18 protein-coding genes and 1 pseudogene are annotated in these 19,956 nt (G+C 73.8%); 6 read left to right on the plus strand and 13 right to left on the minus strand.

Annotated elements, in window-relative coordinates; genetic code table 11:
- Positions 1 to 72: 72 nt before the first annotated feature.
- On the minus strand, positions 73 to 1,041 hold the full coding sequence (locus tag BIV25_RS35665) for a hypothetical protein (protein ID WP_071376666.1): 969 nt from the start codon (positions 1,039 to 1,041) through the stop codon (positions 73 to 75).
- Positions 1,038 to 1,841 carry a phosphatase PAP2 family protein gene (locus tag BIV25_RS35670; protein ID WP_071376667.1) on the minus strand — a complete coding sequence of 268 codons (804 nt, stop codon included), beginning with the start codon at positions 1,839 to 1,841 and terminating at the stop codon, positions 1,038 to 1,040. Before BIV25_RS35670 ends, BIV25_RS35665 begins: the two co-directional genes overlap by 4 nt.
- A 275-nt stretch (positions 1,842 to 2,116) precedes the next feature.
- Between BIV25_RS35670 and BIV25_RS35675 the strand changes: the two genes are divergently transcribed.
- Positions 2,117 to 2,731, plus strand: a complete 615-nt coding sequence (locus BIV25_RS35675) for a TetR/AcrR family transcriptional regulator (RefSeq protein ID WP_071376668.1) — start codon at positions 2,117 to 2,119, stop codon at positions 2,729 to 2,731.
- 155 nt (positions 2,732 to 2,886) lie between these two features.
- Here the strand turns inward: BIV25_RS35675 and BIV25_RS35680 are convergent, their stop codons facing one another.
- Entirely contained in the window at positions 2,887 to 4,047 is a 1,161-nt protein-coding gene (locus tag BIV25_RS35680; protein ID WP_071376669.1) for a DUF2510 domain-containing protein, read from the minus strand.
- 347 nt (positions 4,048 to 4,394) lie between these two features.
- Here BIV25_RS35680 and BIV25_RS35685 point away from each other — a divergent pair, with 347 nt between their 5' ends.
- Entirely contained in the window at positions 4,395 to 7,079 is a 2,685-nt protein-coding gene (locus BIV25_RS35685; protein WP_071376670.1) for an AAA family ATPase, read from the plus strand.
- 160 nt (positions 7,080 to 7,239) lie between these two features.
- Here the strand turns inward: BIV25_RS35685 and pcaD are convergent, their stop codons facing one another.
- From pcaD to BIV25_RS35725, 8 genes and pseudogenes are all read right to left on the minus strand, one after another.
- Entirely contained in the window at positions 7,240 to 8,376 is a 1,137-nt protein-coding gene (gene pcaD, locus BIV25_RS35690) for a 3-oxoadipate enol-lactonase (RefSeq protein WP_071376671.1), read from the minus strand.
- The gene (pcaB, locus tag BIV25_RS35695; protein ID WP_071376672.1) at positions 8,373 to 9,725 is read right to left on the minus strand and encodes a 3-carboxy-cis,cis-muconate cycloisomerase; all 1,353 of its coding nucleotides are present in this window, start codon (positions 9,723 to 9,725) and stop codon (positions 8,373 to 8,375) included. The genes pcaD and pcaB overlap by 4 nt, the downstream gene beginning before the upstream one ends.
- Positions 9,722 to 10,324 (minus strand): protocatechuate 3,4-dioxygenase subunit alpha, encoded by a 603-nt coding sequence (gene pcaG / locus BIV25_RS35700; RefSeq protein WP_071376673.1) that lies wholly within the window; start codon positions 10,322 to 10,324, stop codon positions 9,722 to 9,724. Before pcaG ends, pcaB begins: the two co-directional genes overlap by 4 nt.
- 5 nt (positions 10,325 to 10,329) lie before the next feature.
- Positions 10,330 to 11,103, minus strand: a complete 774-nt coding sequence (gene pcaH, locus BIV25_RS35705; protein WP_071376674.1) for a protocatechuate 3,4-dioxygenase subunit beta — start codon at positions 11,101 to 11,103, stop codon at positions 10,330 to 10,332.
- A 115-nt stretch (positions 11,104 to 11,218) separates the two neighbouring features.
- Positions 11,219 to 11,828 (minus strand): annotated as a pseudogene (locus BIV25_RS35710) (3-oxoadipyl-CoA thiolase); the annotation flags it as partial.
- A complete protein-coding gene (locus tag BIV25_RS35715; RefSeq protein WP_071376676.1) occupies positions 11,825 to 12,055 on the minus strand; it encodes a hypothetical protein in 231 nt (76 codons plus the stop codon). The gene BIV25_RS35715 and the pseudogene BIV25_RS35710, both read right to left, overlap by 4 nt.
- On the minus strand, positions 12,052 to 12,696 hold the full coding sequence (locus BIV25_RS35720; RefSeq protein ID WP_071376677.1) for a CoA transferase subunit B: 645 nt from the start codon (positions 12,694 to 12,696) through the stop codon (positions 12,052 to 12,054). The genes BIV25_RS35715 and BIV25_RS35720 overlap by 4 nt, the downstream gene beginning before the upstream one ends.
- Positions 12,696 to 13,451, minus strand: a complete 756-nt coding sequence (locus tag BIV25_RS35725) for a CoA transferase subunit A (protein WP_071376678.1) — start codon at positions 13,449 to 13,451, stop codon at positions 12,696 to 12,698. The genes BIV25_RS35720 and BIV25_RS35725 overlap by 1 nt, the downstream gene beginning before the upstream one ends.
- 182 nt (positions 13,452 to 13,633) lie before the next feature.
- Between BIV25_RS35725 and BIV25_RS35730 the strand changes: the two genes are divergently transcribed.
- A complete protein-coding gene (locus BIV25_RS35730; protein ID WP_071376679.1) occupies positions 13,634 to 14,098 on the plus strand; it encodes a MarR family winged helix-turn-helix transcriptional regulator in 465 nt (154 codons plus the stop codon).
- 76 nt (positions 14,099 to 14,174) lie between these two features.
- Here BIV25_RS35730 and BIV25_RS35735 read toward each other — a convergent pair whose 3' ends face one another.
- Together BIV25_RS35735 and BIV25_RS35740 are read right to left on the minus strand one after the other, a co-directional pair.
- Positions 14,175 to 15,227, minus strand: a complete 1,053-nt coding sequence (locus BIV25_RS35735) for a DUF3048 domain-containing protein (RefSeq protein ID WP_256256756.1) — start codon at positions 15,225 to 15,227, stop codon at positions 14,175 to 14,177.
- A 239-nt stretch (positions 15,228 to 15,466) separates the two neighbouring features.
- Positions 15,467 to 16,528: an ATP-dependent DNA ligase gene (locus BIV25_RS35740; protein WP_071376681.1), complete on the minus strand. Its 1,062-nt coding sequence runs from the start codon at positions 16,526 to 16,528 to the stop codon at positions 15,467 to 15,469.
- Positions 16,529 to 16,632: 104 nt separating this feature from the next.
- Here BIV25_RS35740 and ligD point away from each other — a divergent pair, with 104 nt between their 5' ends.
- The 3 genes from ligD (at position 16,633) to BIV25_RS35755 (ending at position 19,909) form a co-directional block, all read left to right on the plus strand.
- Positions 16,633 to 17,652, plus strand: coding sequence for a non-homologous end-joining DNA ligase (ligD, locus tag BIV25_RS35745; RefSeq protein WP_177235529.1), 1,020 nt, complete (start codon positions 16,633 to 16,635; stop codon positions 17,650 to 17,652).
- A 103-nt stretch (positions 17,653 to 17,755) separates the two neighbouring features.
- Positions 17,756 to 18,694, plus strand: coding sequence for an ornithine cyclodeaminase family protein (locus BIV25_RS35750; protein ID WP_071376682.1), 939 nt, complete (start codon positions 17,756 to 17,758; stop codon positions 18,692 to 18,694).
- Positions 18,695 to 18,835: 141 nt separating this feature from the next.
- Positions 18,836 to 19,909 carry a LacI family DNA-binding transcriptional regulator gene (locus BIV25_RS35755; protein ID WP_071376683.1) on the plus strand — a complete coding sequence of 358 codons (1,074 nt, stop codon included), beginning with the start codon at positions 18,836 to 18,838 and terminating at the stop codon, positions 19,907 to 19,909.
- Positions 19,910 to 19,956: the final 47 nt, after the last annotated feature.

The raw sequence follows: 19,956 nt of genomic DNA on the forward strand, positions 1-19,956 counted from the left end.
CGAGTACGAGTACGACGACGGCGGCGGACGGTCTGCGCGCATGACGCGCGGACCGTCCGCCGTTTCGTGTGCTCAGAGCGCGGTGAGGTGTCCCGGCTGGTCCGGCTGGCGCGGCACCAGGGCCGGTTCCGCGGTCGCCGTGCCGGGCTCCAGTGCCAGCACCGCCGCCACCGGATGCTCGTCGACGGCGTCCTCGGCATGCCCGGCAGCGGCGCCCGGTGCCGGGGCGACCCGGGTGAGCAGGACCACGCCCCAGGCGGCGAGGACCGCTCCGGCGAGGGCCAGCAGGACGCCGGCGGGGCCGCCCTGGAGGCCCTGGCCGAGCAGCATGAGGCCGATCACGGCGGCCGCCACCGGGTTGGCGAGGGTGACCACGGCCAGCGGGGCGCCGAGGCCGCCGCGGTAGGCGGTCTGGGACAGCAGCAGCCCGCCGACGGCGAACGCGGCGACGAGCACGGCGACGACGATCACCTCGGTGCTCAGCAGCGGAGCGGTGCGGTCGGTGGCGGCCACCGTCACCGTCTGGGTGAGCGCGGAGGCGACACCGGAGGCGAAGCCGGACGCCGTCGCGTGCCGCAGGCCCGGACGGGCGCCGGGCCGGGAGAGCATGCCGATCGCCGCGGCCGTCGTACCGGCGACCGCCAGCGCCTCGGTCAGCGACAGCACCCGCTCGGGTGCCGGGCCGGAGGCGGTGACGAGCAGCGCGGCGAGGCCGAGCAGCGTGAGCGCCGTACCGCGCCACTCCGCCGCGCTGACCTTGCGCCCGGCCGCCCGCGCCCCGAGCGGAACGGCCGCGACCAGGGTGAGCGCGCCCAGTGGCTGGACGAGGGTGAGCGGGCCGTACTTGAGGGCGACGACGTGCAGCAGCGCGGCGGTCGCGTTCAGGCCGACCGCCGACCACCAGGCCCCCGTGCCGAGCAGCCGCAGCAGCCCGGCGCCGGCGGTGCGCGCGGCGAGCCGTTCCTGGGCGACGGCGGCGAGGGCGTAGGCGACGGCCGAGACGAGCGAGAGGCCCACGGCGACCAGGGCGGCGGCGCTCATCGGCCCGCCCCCACCAGTACGGGCGCCTCCGGGGCGAGCCGGTCCGTGCCGCGGCCGGCCGTGGTGGCCGTAGGGCACGGGGGACGGATCACGGCGAGGGCGATGCCGAGCATGGCGGTCGCCACGATCGCGTCGAGCCAGTAGTGGTTGGCCGTGCCCACGATCACCACCAGGGTGATCAGCGGGTGCAGCAGGAACAGCCAGCGCCAGTGCGACCGGGTGGCCGCGATCAGGCCGACAGCCACCATCAGCGCCCAGCCGAAGTGCAGCGACGGCATCGCCGCGAACTGGTTGGACAGATGGTCGCTGGACGGCGGGCCGTACACGGACGGGCCGTAGACCCTCGCGGTGTCGATCAGGCCGGTACCGGTCAGCATCCGGGGCGGGGCCAGCGGGAACGTGAACGGGAGCACCAGGGCGGCGGTGGTGACCACCGCGAGGACCCGGCGGGCCCAGAGGTAGTGGGCGGGCCGCCTGACGTAGAGCCAGACGAGGAAGGCCAGCGTCGCCGGGAAGTGGACGGTGGCGTAGTAGGTGTTCGCGATGTGGACCAGGGTGTCGCCGTGCAGCAGTGCGGACTGCACGGCGTTCTCGTGGGGGAGGTGCAGCGTGCGCTCCAGGTCCCACACGCGGTGGGCGTCGCGGAACGCGCCCGCGGTATGGCCCGTGGCCAGCTGCCGGCCGAGCTTGTAGACGAGGAAGAGCCCTGCGACCAGCAGCAGCTCGCGTATGAGCGCCGGGCGCGGGATCGCGTCCGGCGGCTCCGGTTCTGCCTCTGGCGGCTCGGTTCGGGCAGTCATCCCCCGGCCCCTTCACTGACGGTGGTGCGTGGGTGGTGCGGATGGGCCCCGGTACGGGACCGGAACTCATCGATACGTTGTCGTACCGATACGCCAGTGTACCGATACGCTTCGGTACCGGTACACTGGCGTATCGATTGATGTGCGCCACACTGGAGACACAGATTCGTCGGCCCGGGTCGAGCCGGGCTCGAGCCGGGATCGACCCGGTCCTCGGCGGTGTCGTACACCGACGACCGACGGGCCCACCGGACACGAGTGAGGGGAAGCGCCACATGACGTCGCAGGCCGCGGACGGACCGGACACGGTCGCCGCCTCGCGCCGCTCCAAGATCACGCCGGAGCGTGAGCGGGAGTTCTTCGACGCCGTGCTGGACCAGATCCGCGCGTGCGGGTACGAGGCAGTCACCATGGAGGGCGTCGCCGCCAGCACCCGGTGCAGCAAGTCCACGCTCTACCGGCAGTGGAAGACCAAGCCCCAGTTCGTCGCGGCCGCGCTGCGCGCCAGCCACCGGGTGCGGTTCGCCGGCATCGACACCGGATCCCTCGCCGAGGACCTGCGCCAGGCCGCGCGGGCCGCGGGGGACTGGTCCGGCAAGGACACCAGCCTGCTCCAGGCGCTGGGACACGCGTGGACGGCCGACAAGGAACTGGCCCAGGCGCTGCGCGAGGCGCTGGTCTACCCGGAGATCGCCGCTCTGCAGGAGATGCTCGCCCGGGGCGTGGCCCGGGGCGAGGTCCGTGCCGACCATCCGGCGCTGGAGTACGTACCAGCGATGATGTTCGGCGTGCTGCGGGTGCGGCCCGTGCTCAGCGGCCAGTACGCCGACGCCGACTATCTCGCCCGTTTCGTGGACGCCACCGTGCTGCCCGCGCTCGGGCTGACCTGAGACCCAGGCCGCCGTTCACGGGATGACTGAACGGCGACCTGTTCGCGCCGCACCGTGGGGACGGGGGCGGCGCGCACCCCCGGCCGGGTGGGGTTCCTCTTGAGCGGAGAGGCACCCCGCCCGGCCGATCCGCATCGGTGTCCCCGGGCTCCGGCTCAGACGGCCTGGCCGCTGCCGCCGCTGCCGGACGAGACCCTGATCCCCTTCACGATGTCGTCGATGACGGACACCTGCTGGCCGACGTCGACACCGAAGCGGACCACCACGATCTGCTGCGCGTCGTTGGGCGAGGGGAAGGCGACCGACTCGACGTAGCCGTCGGAGCCCTTGCTGGTGACCGCCTTCCAGCGCACCATGTAGCCCTTCTGCCCGGCCACCGTCACGGCCTGCGAGGCCAGCACCTGGTGCGAGCTGATGCTGCCGTAGGTGTCACCGCCGTAGGAATCCTTGGCGTTGGCCGCGATGTCCGCCTTGGCGACCGCCTCGGGCGTCGTGCCCTTGTTGCCCAGCACCACCGCCGGACTCGTGTAGGCGCCGCCCGCGGTGCAGGTCTGGGTGGCGTTGCCCGGGCACTTGTAGGAGTCGTTCGAGGTGACCTCCGCACCGACGCTGATCGACTGCCCGGTCCAGCCCTTCGGTACCGGCAGGCTGATCCCGTTGACGGCGTCCGGCACCGTGCCGCCGCCCTGCACCTTGGGCGCGGCGGACCGCCCCGGCGACGGCGCGCCACCGCCGGAGTTCCCTGAGCCGCCGGAGCCGCCCGGCTCTCCCGGCCCGCCGGATCCGCCCGAGCCCCCGGAGCCGCCCGAACCGCCGCCGAACGGGTCGGCCTGGCCGCCGCTGCGTCCGCCGTCCTGTCCGCCCGGGGTGCCCTGCTGCGAGCCGGCGCGATCGCTGCCGCTGCCGTTGCCGTCGTCCTTGGTCAGGGCGTAGACGCCGACCCCGATGCACGCGAGTACCGCGGCCGCCGCCGTCACGGCGATGCCGTTGCGCAGCCGGCGCCGGGATCCGGAGGGCGGCTCGGCGGGGTGTCCCGGATATCCCGTGTACCCCGGCTGCCCGCCGTATCCGGCGGGCGCGGGGAGCGCCGGCTCCGTCCCGAACGCGGCGGGTGCGGCAGGCACCGGGGACGCCGGAGGCGCCGGCCGCGCGGCCGTGTCCGGCGGCGGCTGCGTCGGGGGACCCCAGGCGGCGGCCGTCCCGGCGGGGCGGGTCTGGTCCGTCCAGGCCTTGCCGTCCCACCAGCGCTCGGTGGGCGGACCGTCGTTCGTCTGCCCGGGGTCGGGGTACCACCCGGGGGGAGTCACCTGCGTCATGACCCCACCGTATGAGGCGACCGTGAAAGTGTGATGAGAGGATCTGTCGCGAACGGAACAGACCGGATTATTTCGCCTCCGAATTCTCCCGTCTTTCTCCCATCCTCTTTTCTCCGTCCCCGCGCGGTGAACGGCATCCGGCGGGCCGTCTCCGGCACCGGCACCCGGGCGGCCCGGTTGACGCCCCATCGGCTGCTGACCGGCGGTTCGTGCCGGACGCGCGTCGCCTGCCCGCACGCACTTTCACCCGGCGGGGCAACAGCTGCCCGGACCGCCCACCACGGGACCCGACGGACGGCTACGCTCGTGCTCTGTACGTCATTCGGGCGACCTGGGGAGGTAACGGGATGACGGAGGGACGGCCCCCGACGGCCGCCTCGGCTTCCCTGTGGGAGCGGGACGCGGAGATCGCCACCGTCGCGGACGCACTCGACGTCCTGTGCGCCGACCGGTCCTCCGCGGGCAGCCTGCTGGTCTTCCGCGGCGTGGCGGGACTCGGCAAGACCGCGCTGCTGGCCGAGACCCGCAGGATCGCCGAACGCCGAGGCTGCGACGTCTGGTCCGCGCGCGGCGCGGAGACCCTGAAGTCCGTCCCGTTCAACGTGGTACGGCAGCTCCTCCAGCCCGCCCTGCTCTCCTTACTGCCGGAAGAGGCCCGCGAGTACCTCGGCGACTGGTACGACATCGCCGGCCCCGCCCTCGGCATAGCCGAACCGCAGGAGGGCAGCGCCGACCCGCAGTACGTGTGCGACGGCCTCGTCGCCGCGGTCCGCCGGCTCGCCCGCCGCGAATGGCCCCTCGTGCTGCTGATCGACGACGCCCACTGGGCCGACCAGGAGACCCTGCGCTGGCTCGCCGCGTTCGCCGAGCGCCTGGACGACCTCTCCGTGCTCGTCGTGGTCGCCCGCCGGCCCGGCGAGGTCAGCGGCGACAGCGCCCGCCACCTCGACGCCGTGGCCGCCGCCGCGGACCGCTCCGTCAACAACCTCAGCGCCCTCACCCCGGACGCCACCGCCGGACTCACCCGCGCCACGCTCGGCCGGCACGCCGACGACGCGTTCTGCCGCGAGGTGTGGGCGGTGACCGCCGGCAACCCCTACGACACCGTCGAACTCCTCGCCAAGGTGCAGGACAGCGAAGTCCAGCCGGTCGAGTCCCGCGCCGGCGAACTGCGCGCCCTCAACCGCTCCGCCCGCGGCGGCGGACTCGTCGACCGCCTCAAGGGTCTCGGCCTGGAGGCCACCCGGTTCGCCTGGGCCGCGGCCATCCTCGGCACCTCCATCACCGTCGACATGGTCGCCCGCCTCGCCACCATGGACGACAGCATCGCCCGGCACTGCGCCGAACTCCTCTGCAGCGCCCGCATCCTCAGCACGCCCGCCCCGGCGGCCGGCGCCGAACGGGAGGAGGGCGAGCTGGAGTTCGTCCACCCGCTGATCGCCACCGCCGTCTACAACTCCATCCCGCCCGCCGTGTGCACCGCCATGCACGGCGTCGCCGCCCAGATCATCACCGAGCTCGGCCGCGGCGCCGCCGAAGCCGCCCGCCACCTGCTCAAGGTGCACCCGGACGACGACGAGGAACTCGTCGCCCAGCTGCGCGAGGCGGCCCGCGAACACCTCGCCGTCGGCGCGCCCGACGCCGCCCGCCGCTGTCTCGAACGAGCCCTGCAGGAACCGCCGCACCCCGACGTCCACGCTCACGTCCTGTACGAACTGGGCTGCGCCACCCTGCTGACCGCACCCGCCGTCACCATCGACCACCTCCAGTACGCGCTCGGCATGCCCGGGCTCGACGGCGAACGGCGCGTCGACGCCGTGGTCCGCCTGTCCCAGGCGCAGCTCCACAACGACCAGCTGGAGGAGGCCGTCCGCACGGTCGAGGCCGAGGCCGCCCGGCACCAACCGGGCCCCGCCCGGATGCGGCTCACGGCCGTGCAGTTCATGTGGGAGGGCATCCACGGCGAGACCGTCTCCCCGGCCCGCTCCCGGCGCCTGACCGAACTCGCGAGCACCTGCACCGGCCGCGACAACGCCGAGCGCGCCCTGCTCATCCTGCGCGGCTTCGACGCCATGACACACGGCGAGAGCGCCGAGGAGATCGTCGAGCTGTGCGACCGCGCCCTCGTCAACGGCCGACTCGCGCCCGGTCTCGGCTGGACCGACCAGGAGTGGGGCATCGAGCTGCTGATGATGCTCGGCAGCGCGTACGCCTACGCCGACCGGCTCGACCGCGCCGAGAGCCTGTTCGCCGAGGCCCTGCGCGCCTACACCAGTGCCGGCTGGCGCGGCGGCCACCTCTCCCTCGCCAACGCCTTCCTCGGCCTCGCCTACCGCAGACAAGGCCGCCTGCGCGACGCCGAGTCCACCCTGCGCGAGGCACTCGTCCTCGCCGAACGGGTCGGCCGCGGACTGCCGTTGTACTGGTCGGCCACCTGCGGACTGGTCGACACCCTGCTGGCCCGCGGCCGGATCCAGGAGGCCTGGTCGATCGCCGACCAGTACGGCTTCGCCCCGCCGTACCCGTCCACGATCGTGCTGCCCGACATCCGCTGCGTGCGCGGCCGGCTGCTGCTCGCCGTCGGCCGTACCGAGGACGGCCTCAACGAGCTGGAGGCCGCGGAGAAGACGGCCGCCTCGCGCGGCGGCCACAACCCGGTCTTCGCGCCCTGGTCGATCGACCTCGCCAAGGCCCTCGCCGTGCAGGACCCGCCGCGCGCCGCCCAGCTGATGGCCGACGCCCGCAGACAGGCCGAGCGGTTCGGCACGGACACCGCGATCGGCGAGGCCCTGCGCTGCGCCGCCGCGCTGGAGACCGGCAACCGCGCGGTGCAGCTCGCCGCCCAGGCCGTCACCTACCTGGAGGCCTCCCCCTGCCAGTACGAACACGCGGCGGCCCGCGTCGAGTACGGCATCGCCGCCCGCTCCCTCACGGAACTCAACCGGGGCCTGGACCTCGCCCGGTCCTGCGGGGCGGAGGGCCTGGTGGCCCAGGCGAGGGAGGTACTGGAGACGGGGCGGGGGCTGCGGTAGGCGTGAGGCGGTAGCGCGAAGACTGTATGCAGTCGGCGATATGTCGTATGTCGTATGTCGTATGAGGCATGGCGTATGCCGTGCGGCGGGTGGCTGCATACGATCGATCGTGTTCATTGCATACCGTCACCGGTGTACCGTCGACCGCATACCGTCGACCTCAGCCCGCCCCCTCCTCCTCCTCGGCGAGTTCGGCGAGCACCCGCTGGGCCGTCGCGAACGCGGAGTTGGCGGCCGGCACCCCGCAGTACACGGCCGTCTGGAGCAGTACCGCTCCGATCTCCTCGGGTGTCAGCCCGCCCAGCCGTGCCGCGCGGACGTGCATCGCCAACTCGTCGTAGTGGCCGTGCGCGACGAGCGCAGTCAGGGTGATCATGCTGCGCTCGCGGCGGGACAGCGTGGAGTCGGTCCAGATCTCGCCCCAGGCGTAGCGGGAGATGAAGTCCTGGAAGCGGGCGGTGAACGGCGTCTGCCGGTCCTGCGCCCGGTCCACGTGCGCGTCGCCCAGCACCTGACGCCGCACCGCCATCCCGCTCGCCGGCGGTCCGTCGAGCTGGGTGCGCAGCGCCGTCGACACGGCCTGGGGGCACTGCGCGGGAGCGAGGTGCGAGGCACCGGGCAGTTCGACCAGCGCCGCGCCGGGCACCGCGTCGGCGAGCTCCCGCAGATGCGCGGGCGGCGTCGCGGGATCCTCCCGGCCCGCCACGAGCAGCGTCGGTACGGTGATCCCGCCGAGCCGGTCGCGCAGATCGAACGCCGCGAGCGCGTCGCAGCAGGCGGCGTACGCCCGCGGGTCGGCCTCCCGGTGGTCCCGCACCAGCCGCGGCACGGTGAACCCGGGCGTGAACCAGCGCGCGTCGGCGCTCTGCGCCAGCCACTCCAGTCCCTCGCGCCGCACCCGCTCGGCCCGCTCCGACCAGGCCGCGCCGCCGCCGAAGTGGGCGGAGGAGCACAGGACGGCGAGCGAGGTCAGCCGGTCGGGGTGGTGCACGGCCAGGTGCAGGCCGACGGCGCCGCCCAGGGAGACCCCCGCGTACGCGAACCGGTCGACGCCCAGCGCGTCGGCGAGGTCCAGCACCAGTGTGGCGAGGTCGGCGACGGTCGCGCCGGGCCCGATCAGGTCCGCGGCCGAGCCACCGTGCCCGGGCAGGTCCCAGCGCACCACCCGGTGGGTGACGGACAGTTCGGGCGCGACCGCGTCCCAGACGGCGTACGAGGTGCCCAGCGACGGTCCGAGCAGCAGCGGGGGAGCGGAAGCAGGGCCTTCCGCACGGTGGTTGAGGAGTCGTGTCGTCAAGGGCGCTCCAGAGCACGGTCGGTGAGGGAGCCGGCGAAGCCGGTGTAATGGGCGGGGTCGCTCAGGTCGGCAAGGTCGAGGTCCTTCAGTTCCGGCTCCTCGGCGAGGAGTTCGCGGAGCGGCCGTTGTTCGGTGTGGGTGCGGCGGGCGAGTGTGGTGAGCAGTTCCTTCGCCCGGGCGCGGCCGAGGCAGGGCGCCAGGACGGCGGACAGTCGCTCGGAGACGATCAGGCCGTGGTCGAGGTCCAGGTTCCGGCGCATGGCGGCGGCGTCCACGTGCAGGCCCTCGCCGAGTTCGGCCGCGTCCCGGGCTGCGCCGCCGGTCAGCCGGAGCAGGTCGCGCAGCGGTTCCCACTCGGCGTGCCAGGCCCCGGCCGGCCGTTCGTCCCCGGCGGCGAGCGAGCCGTACAGGGTGGCCGCGAGCTGCGGCGCGCGGCGGGCGGCGGCCGCGAGGAGGGTGGCGCGCACGGGGTTGGCCTTGTGCGGCATGGCGGACGATCCGCCGGCGCTGCCCTCGGCGACCTCGCCGATCTCCGTTCGCGACAGGGTCAGCACGTCCTCGCCCAGCTTGCCCAGGGCGCCGGCGGTGAAGGCCGTCGCACCGGCCAGGTCGGCGACGGGCGTGCGCAGCGTGTGCCAGGGCAACGGCGGTGCGGCCAGGCCCAGTTCGCCGGCGTACGCATCGGTCAGCGCGGTCGCGTCCGGGGCGCCGTACGCCTCGAAGGCGGCCAGCGTTCCGGCGGCGCCGCCCAGTTGGGCGGGCAGTGTCCGCCGTACCCGTGCGATGCGGTCGCGGGCGTCCAGGGTCAGCGAGCGCCAGCCGGCGGCCTTCAGCCCGAAGGTCGTGGGTACCGCGTGCTGGGTGAGGGTGCGCGCCGCCATCAATGTGTCGCGGTGGCCGGCGGCGAGCCGTGCGAGCGCGCGCCCGGTGCGGGCGAGGTCGTCGAGGATCAGGTCCAGGGTGCGCGCGGCGACCAGCATGGCGGCCGTGTCCAGGATGTCCTGGCTGGTGGCGCCCCGGTGGACGTACGGGGCGTACGGCTCGCCCACCGCGGCGGTCAGGTCGGCCACGAGCGGGATCACCGGGTTGCCGCCGGCCCGGGCGCGTCCGGCGAGGGAGCGGACGTCGAAGCGGGCGGGGTCGGCCGCCCCGGTCACCGCGTCGGCGGCCGCGGCGGGCGCGAGGCCGAGGGCCGCCTGCGCACGGGTGAGGGCGGCCTCGGCGTCGAGGAGGGCACGCAGGAACGCGGAGTCGCTCGTGGCGTCCGCCGCCGCGGAACCGGCCCACCCGGGTCCGAGCAGGCCGGTGTCACCGTCGTGCGGCGCGGCCGCCGTCGGCTCGGCTGTCACCGGTACTCCAGGAAGACCGTCTCGCCCTCGCCCTGAAGGCGGATGTCGAAACGGCAGAGGCCCGCGCCCTCGTCCCCGGCGATCAGCGTGCCGCGCCGGTCGCCCACCCGGGTGAGCAGCGGGTCGGCGGCCAGTGCGGCCTCGTCGCCGGGCAGGTAGATCCGGGTGAACAGGTGTACCAGCAGGCCGCGCGCGAAGACGCACAGGCTGAGGTACGGGGCGCTGTCGCCGCGCGCGCCGGGGCGGAGCGTACGGGCGTACCAGTGGCCGTCGGCGTCCGTCTGGATCCGGCCCCAGCCGGTGAACTCCACGCCGTTGCGGCCGAGATGGCCGCCGGTGGCCGGGTCGCGCCGCAGGGAGCCGTCGACCTTGGGGACCGTGCCGTCGGGCCGCGGACCCCAGACCTCCACGAGGGCGTCCGGCAGCGGCTCGCCCGCGCCGTCGAGGACGTACCCGTGGACGGTGACGGTGTCCGGGTGGCCGAGGGGCGCGATGTCCTCGCCGCCGCGGAAGGGCAGCGCGTAGCCGTAGAAGGGGCCGACCGTGTGGGACGGGGTGGGCGGCGCCTGCTCCGGGTCGCTCGTGTCGGTCTTCGTCACGGCGGTCAGCGTCCTTCTTCGATCCAGGTGGCGGCCGGGCCGTCCAGCACGATGTCCCAGTGGTAGCCGAGGGAGAACTCCGGCACCGACAGGCTGTGGTCGTAGGTGGCGACCAGCCGCTGCCGGGCCGCGTCGTCCGTCACGGACTGGAGGATCGGGTCGTACGGGAGGAGCGGGTCGTTCGGGAAGTACATCTGGGTCACCAGCCGCTGGGTGAACGCCGTGCCGAACACCGAGAAGTGGATGTGGGCCGGGCGCCAGGCGTTCACGTGGTTGCGCCAGGGGTAGGGGCCGGGCTGGACGGTGGTGAAGCGGTAGCGGCCCTCGGCGTCGGTGAGGGTGCGGCCGACGCCGGTGAAGTTCGGGTCGAGCGGCGCGTCGTGCTGTTCGCGCTGATGGGCGTACCGCCCGGCCGAGTTGGCCTGCCAGATCTCGACCAGCTGCCGGCGCACCGGGCGGCCGTCGCGGTCCAGCAGCCGCCCGGAGACGGTGATCCGCTCCCCGATCGGCTCCCCGGTGTGCTGCCGGGTGAGGTCGTTGTCGATGCCGGTGAGGTCGCGCTCGCCGAAGGCGGGGGAGTGCAGCTCCACCAGTTCCGGGTCCGTGCCGGTGTCGATGGCGACCAGCGGCTGCCGTGGGTGGCGGAGGACGGAGGAGCGGTACGGGGCGTAGTCCCGGCGCGGGTGGTGCTCGACGGGAGCGCCGTCGGCGACACGCTTGTCGTACGCGGCGCGCCCGGCGGCGATCTCGAGGTCGATGTCCTGCTGGGTGAGAGCCATGGGAATACCTGATGCTTCCTTCAGTGCCAGAGCTGACGGATCGCCAGATGTCCTGCCTGTCATGGAGCGTGCGCGGTGGCAGTCGCCGGCGCTGAAGGCGACCGGGCCGCCCGTGCGCCGCGGCCGCCGTGCGGCGGGAGGCGAGGGCGAACTCGTCCTGCGGCTCGCGCGAGATCGTGTGCTTGTCGGCGATGAGTTGGGCGCTTGCGCCGAGCGGGACGGTCCACCGGAGGGTTTGTCCTCGGGTGGACCCTGCGCCGGCCGAGCGTCGTGGAGCGCAGCTCCGCGTGTCCGGCGGGGAAGGGCCGGACGGACTTGGGCAGGACGGAGGGGGCGCGGGGCATGGACTCGACGCCGCCCGCGAGCGCGTTGTGCGCGTCACCGGCGGCGCTGCCGCGGGCCGCCTGGATCACCGCCTTCAGGCCGGAGGCGCACAGCCGGTCGACGGTCACGCCCGGTACGGAAGCCGGCAGACCGGCGAGGAGGGCGGCCGTCCGGGCCACGTCGTGGTTCTCCTTGCCGGCGCTGTCGGTGTCGGTGTTGCTGAGGCGGGTGTCTTCGATCCGGGCGGGGTCCGGTTGTGGGGTGTGGTCGAGGGGGGTGTGGGTCGTGTGGGTGGTGGGGTTGTCGGGGTGTGCGGAGGTGAGGGTGGCGTCGTGGCGGCCGGTCGGGGTGTGGGTGGTGTCGGCGACGTGGGCGGTGGTGGGTGTGCCGACCGCGTTCACGGCAGGTTCTCCTTGCCGGCGCTGTCGGTGTCGGTGTCGGTGTTGCTGAGGCGGGTGTCTTCGATCCGGGCGGGGTCCGGTTGTGGGGTGTGGTCGAGGGGGGTGTGGGTCGTGTGGGTGGTGGGGTTGTCGGGGTGTGCGGAGGTGAGGGTGGCGTCGTGGCGGCCGGTCGGGGTGTGGGTGGTGTCGGCGACGTGGGCGGTGGTGGGTGTGCCGACCGCGTTCACCGCAGGTTCTCCGCGACGGTCAGTTCGGCGTCGGTCCGGGCGGCCACCTCGTCCACCGTGATGCCGGGGGCGGTCTCCGCCAGGACGAGTCCGTCCCCGGTGACGTCGAGGACCGCCAGATCCGTGATGACCCGGTTCACGCACGCCTTCCCCGTGAGCGGCAGCGTGCACTCCTTGAGGATCTTCGGCGAGCCGTCCTTCGCGGTGTGCGTCATCACCACGATCACCTGCCGGGCGCCGTGCACCAGGTCCATCGCGCCGCCGATCCCGGTGACCAGCTTGCCCGGTACGGCCCAGTTGGCCAGGTCGCCGCCGGCGGACACCTGCATCGCGCCGAGTACGGCCACGTCGATGTGCCCGCCGCGGATCATCGCGAAGGACAGCGCCGAGTCGAAGAAGGACGCCCCCGGCAGGACCGTCACCGTCTCCTTGCCCGCGTTGATCAGATCCGGGTCCACCTGGTCGTCCGTCGGGTACGGCCCGGTGCCGAGGATCCCGTTCTCCGACTCCAGCACCACCTCGACCCCCGGCGGCAGATGGTTCGGGATCAGCGTCGGCAGGCCGATGCCGAGATTGACGTACTGCCCGTCGCGCAGCTCCCGTGCGGCCCGCGCGGCCATCTCCTCGCGTGTCCAGGCCATCAGCCGCTCACCGTCCGCTGCTCGATCTTCTTGTCCGCCGCCTGTTCAGGGGTCAGCGCCAGCACCCGCTGGACGAACACGCCCGGCACATGGACCGCGTCCGGGTCGATCCTGCCGGGCTCGACCAGTTCCTCGACCTCGGCGATCGTGACCCGGCCGGCCATGGCGGCAAGGGGATTGAAGTTCCGGGCGGACTTGTGGAACACAAGGTTCCCGTGCCGGTCGCCCCGCGCGGCCCGCACCAGCGCGAAGTCGGTACGGATGGCACGCTCCAGCACGTACTCGGTGCCGTCGAACTCCCGCACCTCCTTCGGCGGCGAGGCCAGCGCGACGCCGCCCGCGCCGTCGTAACGCCAGGGCAGACCGCCCTCGGCGACCTGCGTGCCGACCCCGGCGGGGGTGTAGAAGGCGGGAATCCCGGCGCCGCCCGCGCGCAGCCGCTCGGCGAGCGTGCCCTGCGGGATGAGCTCCACCTCCAGTTCGCCGCCGAGGTACTGCCGGGCGAACTCCTTGTTGCCGCCGATGTACGAGCCGGTCACCCGGGCGATCCGGCCCGCGGCCAGCAGCACCGCCAGCCCGGTCTCCATCGCCCCGCAGTTGTTCGACACCACGCTCAGCGCGCCGGCCCCGCGCTCGTGGAGCGCCTGGATCAGCACGTTCGGCACACCGCTCAGCCCGAATCCGCCGACCGCGAGGGACGCGCCGTCCGGCACATCGGCCACGGCCTCCCCGGCCGTGGCGACCACCTTGTCCATCCGTGAAGCCCCATCTCGTCAATTAATCAGAGCACTGACTATTTCAGCGAGGTGCCCCTCACGCTGTCACCAGGCAAGAAGGCCGTCAAGTCCCCCATAGCTATGGGCTCCAGCTGGGCGACAGATCGACTCGTCGCCGGTTATCGTTCAGTACACCAACTAATTGATCAGGGGGAGCGCGCATGGCCGCGGTGGATCTCACCACCCATCCCGGGCATCTGGCCCGGCGACTCCAGCAGGCGCACTATCTGCTGTGGAACACGATGGTCTCGGAGGAGATCACCTCGCCCCAGTTCGCCGTCATGAACGCGCTCGTCGCCGAGCCCGGACTCGACCAGCGGACCGTGGGGGAGCGGGTCGGGCTGGACCGCTCGACCATCGCCGAGGTCATCAGCCGGCTCACCCGCCGGAGACTGCTCACCAAGGCGCGCGACCCGCAGGACGGCCGGCGCTTCCTGCTCGGCCTCACCGACGACGGGCTGCGCACCCACCGCAAGCTCACCGTGCGCACCGCGCGGATGAACCAGGTCTTCCTCGCGCCCCTGTCGGCCGAGGAGCAGACGGTGTTCTTCGATCTGCTCCGCAGGGTGGCCGACGCGGCGGAGGACCTGCGCCATCCCGCCGAGCCGGCGCCGGCGCAGGGCTGACCGCGCCTTCACCGGCCTTCACGGCGGTGTACGGCGCCGCACGGAGGTGTACCGCTGCACAAAGGGACAGGGCGACTCACGGCGCGGGGGCGAACACCACCCACACCTGGCCGGCGGCGAACGTCAGCGGCCCGCCGTCCGCCGCCGTGAACGCGGTACCGCCCGTCGCGGCCGGCCGCGACCAGGAGGCGGGGAAGGACCGTCCGTCGCGCAGCACCTCCGCCCTGCCCGAGCCGACCGTCTGCGTGTACGGCGTGTGGTTGCCGAGCTTGTCGTGGTAGTCCGAGGTGCGGATCCTCACGTACTGCACGACGACCGTGGCCGGCGCCACCGCGGTGCCGGCGGTCGTCACCGTCGTCCTGCCGTCCATCGCGACCAGCCAGCGGCCGCGCGCGGCGGACCAGGTGAAGGTGAAGCGGGCGGCCGGGTAGCGGACGGTGCGCGAGGTGGTGGGGATTCCGCCGGCCGCCGGAGCCGGGCCGTACCGGAAGCCCGTCCCCAGGGCCGCCGTGCCCGGAGCGGCCGGCAGCAGCCGGTCCGGACGGAGGTAGAGGTTGTGCGGCGCGCGCCTGCCGGGGCCCCGGTAGTAGGCGCCGGGGGCGCGGTCGGGCGGCTGCGCCCGCAGCGGGGCGCGGCCGATCAGCGGCAGCAGTCTGTGCTGGGCGCCGGAGAAGGCGAGCGTCGGCCGGCCGAACTGGCGCAGCAGTTCGAGATCGGACTCACGGGCGCTGCGCACCGGTCCGACGGCACGCGGCAGCCGGCTCGCGTACACCGCCATCAGCCGGCTCAGCCCGCCCTCCACCTGCTCCGCGTACACCACGTCCGCCTCGTCCAGCCCGGTCTGCGGGCGTGCCGCGGGCGCGTTGTCGATCTTCACGGCGAGGGGTGTCCCGGCCGGCACGTCCGGGGAGGTCGCTCCTCGTGACAGTGCGGCGGGTGGTGCGGGTACCGCCGACGTGTGCTGCGGCGCGCGGTCGTCGTCCCGGCCGCCGTGGGCGCAGCCCGCGGTGAGGGAGGACGTCAGGGCGACGGCCAGCCCGGCCGCCACCAGTACCGCGCGCCGCGAGCGCGCTCCGCATCTCAGGCCCACCGTTGCCATCCCGTCCACATGGTCCGATCGTGTGCTCATCAGGTTGACGGTGGAGGTACCCGGTCGCGTACGGTCGTGCCCGGTCGGTGGGCCGATTGGGCGCAGGGCGTGACCCGGGCGGGGGTGGGCTCCGACGGTGCGGCTCCGTCGGGGAACGCGCGAGGCTGCGACGGTGCCGCGGCGCGCATGGCACGGCAGGTCGGCCACGAAGGTGCCTCGGTCACCGGACGGTGTGTCGTGGCGCCCCGGGAGATGCTCCCCGCCCTCCGGCCGGGCCGTCAGCCCAGGATCTCCGCCAGGTCGTACCGCACCGGCTCCGCCAGCTGGCCGTACGTGCAGCTCTCCGGGGTGCGGTCCGGGCGCCAGCGGCGGAAGCGGGCCGTGTGCCGGAATCGCCGGCCGTTCTCCATGTGGTCGTAGGCCACCTCGGCGACCCGCTCCGGGCGCAGCGGCACCCAGGACAGGTCCTTCTTGCCGGACCAGCGGCTCGGCGCCCCCGGCAGCCGGGCCGTCTCGTGCGCGGACTCGTCCGACCAGGCGGCCCACGGGTGCCCGGTCACGTCGTCCATGCGCAACGGCTCCAGTTCCTCGATCAGTTCGGCCCGCTTCTTCATGGCGAAGGCGGCCGAGACCCCCACGTGCTGGAGCCTGCCGTGCTCGTCGTACAGCCCGAGCAGCAGCGAGCCGACCACCGGCCCGCTCTTGTGGAAGCGGTACCCGGCCACGACGACGTCGGCCGTCCGCTCGTGCTTGATCTTGAACATGGCCCGCTCGTCCGGGAGATAGCGCAGCGTGAGCGGCTTGGCGACGACACCGTCCAGGCCGGCCCCCTCGTACTGCTCGAACCACCGCTCGGCCACCTGGAGGTCCGTCGTCGCGGGCGCCAGATGCACCGGCGGGGTCGACGCCGCGAGCGCCCGGTCCAGCAGGGCGCGGCGGTCGGTCAGCGGCACGTCGAGCAGCGACTCGCTGTCCAGCGCGAGCAGGTCGAAGGCGACGAAGGACGCCGGGGTCTTCTCGGCCAGCATCCGCACCCGGGAGTCCGCCGGGTGGATCCGCTCGGTCAGCGCGTCGAAGTCCAGCCGGCCGTTCCGCGCGATCACGATCTCCCCGTCGAGCACGCACCGCTTCGGCACCCGCTCCCGCAACGCCGCCACGAGCTCGGGAAAATACCTGGTCAACGGCTTTCCGGTACGGCTGCCCAGCTCGATCTCGCTCCCGTCACGGAACACGACGGCCCGGAACCCGTCCCACTTCGCCTCGTAGTGCATACCCGGCGGGATCGTCGCCACCGACCTGGCGAGCATGGGTTTCAGGGGCGGCATCACCGGCAGGTCCATGCATCCGATTCTGCTCGCATACGACCTCGATCGCCCGCTGTCACCTGCTCCTTCATCAGATATCCCGGTATGCGAGGCGCACGGGGTGCGCCTACCGTGGCCGCATGGGCGATGCGGTGGAACTGGAGGTGGCCGGCCGGACCGTACGGCTGTCCAGCCCGGACAAGGTCTTCTTCCCCGAGCGCGGTTTCACCAAGCTGGACGTGGCGCGGTACTACGCCTGCGTCGGCCCCGGCATCCTGCGCGCCCTGCGCGACCGCCCCACCACCCTCCAGCGCTACCCGGACGGCGTCGAAGGCGAGTGGTTCTACCAGAAGCGCGCACCCAAGGGCATGCCCGACTGGATCCCGACCGCCCACATCACCTTCCCCAGCGGCCGCAGCGCCGACGAGATGTGCCCCACCGAGGAGGCCGCCGTGGTGTGGGCCGCCCAGTACGGCACGCTCACCTTCCATCCATGGCCGGTGCGCCGCAGCCACGTCGACCACCCCGACGAACTGCGCATCGACCTCGACCCGCAGCCCGGCACCGACTTCGCCGACGCCGTCCGCGCCGCCCACGAACTGCGGGCCGTGCTGGCGGAGTTCGGCGGGCTGTGCGGCTGGCCGAAAACCTCCGGCGGGCGCGGCCTGCACGTCTTCGTCCCGATCGAACCGCGCTGGACCTTCACCCAGGTGCGTCGTGCCGCGATCGCGGTCGGCCGGGAGATGGAAGGCCGGATGCCGGACCAGGTGACGATCAAGTGGTGGAAGGAGGAACGGGGCCGCCGTATCTTCCTGGACTACAACCAGACCGCCCGCGACCGCACCATCGCCTCCGCCTACTCGCTACGGCCCCGCCCGAACGCACCCGTCTCGGCACCGCTGCGCTGGGCGGAGGCCGACGCGGTCCACCCGCGCGACTTCGACCTCGCCACCATGCCGGCCCGCTTCGCCGAACTCGGCGACGTGCACGCCGACATGGACGAGCACGCCTACTCCCTGGACGCCCTCCTGGAACTCGCCCGCCGGGACGAACACGACCACGGCCTGGGCGATCTGCCGTACCCGCCGGAATACCCGAAGATGCCGGGCGAACCGAAACGGGTCCAGCCGAGCCGGGCCCGGCGGGAGGGGACGTCGTGAGGGGGCGTCATGAGGAGAGTGCCGGGCCAGCACCGCTCCGCCACTGATCACAGCATGCACCACGCCACTGACAACGGCCGCCCGGCCGGGCGATCATGGCGGGATGACCCGTGTCCTGACCCGGAGCGACCTGCAGAGCGTGCTGGCGCCGCAGGCCGCTCTCGCGGCCCTGCGTGACGGCTTTTGCGAGGCCGGCACCGTGGCCGTACCCGGCCGACGTGTCCGCACCGACCTGCCGTTCCCCGGCACCGCCACCGCGCTCGTCCCCGGCCTGCTGCCCGGCATCGACGCGTACACGGTGAAGGTGAACGCCAAGTTCCCCGCGGCCCGGCCCGCCCTGCGCGGGGTGGTCTGCCTGCACAGCGGGGCGGACGGGGAGCTGCTCGCGCTGCTCGACTCGGCGACCGTCACGGCCTGGCGGACCGGGCTGGCCGCCGCCCTCGGCACCGCGCTGCTGGCCCCGGCCGGGTACGACGTCCTCGGCGTGATCGGAGCGGGCGCCCAGGCCGAGTTGACGCTCCGCGGTCTGACGGGCGAGCAGCGGCCCCGGCGACTCGTCGTCCACGACACGGACGCCGGGCGCGCCGCCGCGTTCGCCGACCGGCACGGCGGCCGGGTGCTGGCCTCCGCCGGCGCGGTGGCCGAGGCGGCCGACGTCGTCCTGCTCGCGACCTGGTCCCGGACACCGCTGCTCACCCTCGCCCACACCCGTCCCGGACAGCACTTCACCAGCCTCGGCACCGACGAGCCCGGCAAGCGGGAGCTCGCCCCCGATCTGCTCGACGCCGCGCTGCTCGTCGTCGACGACGGCGAACTCGCCTCCACCATGGGCGTGTTGACCGACGCGGCGCTCGCCCGGAGCACCGCCGACACCACCCTCACCGACGTCCTGAGCGGCACCCACCCCGGGCGCACCTCGGCCGGGCAGCGCACGGTGTACGCCCCGGTCGGGCTGCCCTGGCAGGATCTCGCCCTCTCCTGGCTCGCCTGGCGGGAGGCGGAACGCCGGGGCGTGGGATCGACGATCGACCTGCTGGGCTGAGCCCTCGGCCCGGCAGGCCCCGGATCGGAAAGAGCCGGCCGGTGCCGGGCGATCCGTCCTGGCCGGGGCGTTGCCACGGCACCGCCGGCGGTGCCCGCTCGCGGTTATCCTGACCGGCAGCCCCCGATGAGGAGTCCTGAAGTGACCGAGGCAGTGTCGCGCCCCACGCTGGAGGCCGTGGCCGCGCTGGCCGGTGTGTCCCGAGCCACCGTGTCGCGGGTGGTCAACGGCGGCGACGGGGTGCGCGCGCCGCTCGCCGAGCGGGTCCGGCAGGCCGTGGCGGAGCTGGGCTACGTCCCCAACCGGGCGGCCCGCAGCCTCGTCACCCGGCGGCACGACGCTGTCGCCGTCGTCATCGCCGAGCCCGAGGCCCGGGTCTTCGCCGACCCCTTCTTCGCCCTCCAGCTGCGCGGCATCAGCAAGGAACTGACCGCCCACGACAACCAGTTGGTGCTGCTGCTCACCGAGGGCCGTGCCGACCACGCGCGCGTGGCCCGCTATCTCGCCGGCGGACACGTCGACGGCGCGCTCGTCTTCTCGCTGCACCTCGACGACCCGCTGCCCGGACTCATCCACGACGCCGGTGTGCCCACCGTGTTCGGCGGGCGGCCCCACTGGGGCGACGACCCCCGGGCAGGCCGGAGCGCGGGCGTCGTCTACGTCGACTGCGACAACCGGGGCGGGGCCCGCGCCGCCGTACGCCATCTCGTGGGCCTCGGCCGCCGGCGCATCGCGCACCTCACCGGTGCGCTGGACCAGACCTCGGCCGTGGACCGGCTCGACGGATACCGGGAGGTCATGGCCGACGTGCCGGGCGGGGCCGATGCCCGGCTGGTCGTGGAGAGCGACTTCACCCCGGCCGGCGGGGAACGCGCGATGCGTGAACTGCTCGACCGGTGCCCGGACGTGGACGCCGTGTTCGCCGCCAACGACCTCACCGCGCTCGGCGCCCTGCGGGTGCTGCGCGCGAGCGGCCGGCGCGTTCCCGAGGACGTGGCCGTGATCGGCTTCGACGACATGCTGCCCGTCACCGAGCAGACCGAGCCGCCGCTGACCACGGTCCGTCAGGACATCGAGGAGATGGGCCGCCTGATGGCCCGTCTGCTGCTGCGCGGCCCGGCCGGCGGTCGCGACCGCGCCGCGCTGCGGGCGGACACGCCGCCCGACGGCGGCGTGATCCTCCCGACGACCCTGATCCGCCGGGCCTCCGCATAGCCACGGTCAGGCACGGCCGCGCGCCGGGGCCTCGGTGTCGGTCGGGG

It is taken from the genome of Streptomyces sp. MUSC 14, assembly GCF_001866675.1.
Lineage (GTDB): Bacteria > Actinomycetota > Actinomycetes > Streptomycetales > Streptomycetaceae > Streptomyces.

Excerpts from the sequence above, each read along its gene's own strand:
- ligD (WP_177235529.1), top strand. The coding sequence starts at position 16,633 with ATGGGCGATGCGGTGGAACTGGAGGTGGCCGGCCGGACCGTACGGCTG.
- BIV25_RS35720 (WP_071376677.1), bottom strand. The coding sequence starts at position 12,696 with ATGGCCTGGACACGCGAGGAGATGGCCGCGCGGGCCGCACGGGAGCTG.
- BIV25_RS35665 (WP_071376666.1), bottom strand. The coding sequence starts at position 1,041 with ATGAGCGCCGCCGCCCTGGTCGCCGTGGGCCTCTCGCTCGTCTCGGCC.
- BIV25_RS35675 (WP_071376668.1), top strand. The coding sequence starts at position 2,117 with ATGACGTCGCAGGCCGCGGACGGACCGGACACGGTCGCCGCCTCGCGC.
- BIV25_RS35730 (WP_071376679.1), top strand. The coding sequence starts at position 13,634 with ATGGCCGCGGTGGATCTCACCACCCATCCCGGGCATCTGGCCCGGCGA.
- BIV25_RS35725 (WP_071376678.1), bottom strand. The coding sequence starts at position 13,451 with ATGGACAAGGTGGTCGCCACGGCCGGGGAGGCCGTGGCCGATGTGCCG.
- BIV25_RS35750 (WP_071376682.1), top strand. The coding sequence starts at position 17,756 with ATGACCCGTGTCCTGACCCGGAGCGACCTGCAGAGCGTGCTGGCGCCG.
- BIV25_RS35735 (WP_256256756.1), bottom strand. The coding sequence starts at position 15,227 with ATGAGCACACGATCGGACCATGTGGACGGGATGGCAACGGTGGGCCTG.
- BIV25_RS35685 (WP_071376670.1), top strand. The coding sequence starts at position 4,395 with ATGACGGAGGGACGGCCCCCGACGGCCGCCTCGGCTTCCCTGTGGGAG.
- BIV25_RS35680 (WP_071376669.1), bottom strand. The coding sequence starts at position 4,047 with ATGACGCAGGTGACTCCCCCCGGGTGGTACCCCGACCCCGGGCAGACG.
- BIV25_RS35740 (WP_071376681.1), bottom strand. The coding sequence starts at position 16,528 with ATGGACCTGCCGGTGATGCCGCCCCTGAAACCCATGCTCGCCAGGTCG.
- BIV25_RS35670 (WP_071376667.1), bottom strand. The coding sequence starts at position 1,841 with ATGACTGCCCGAACCGAGCCGCCAGAGGCAGAACCGGAGCCGCCGGAC.
- pcaH (WP_071376674.1), bottom strand. The coding sequence starts at position 11,103 with ATGGCTCTCACCCAGCAGGACATCGACCTCGAGATCGCCGCCGGGCGC.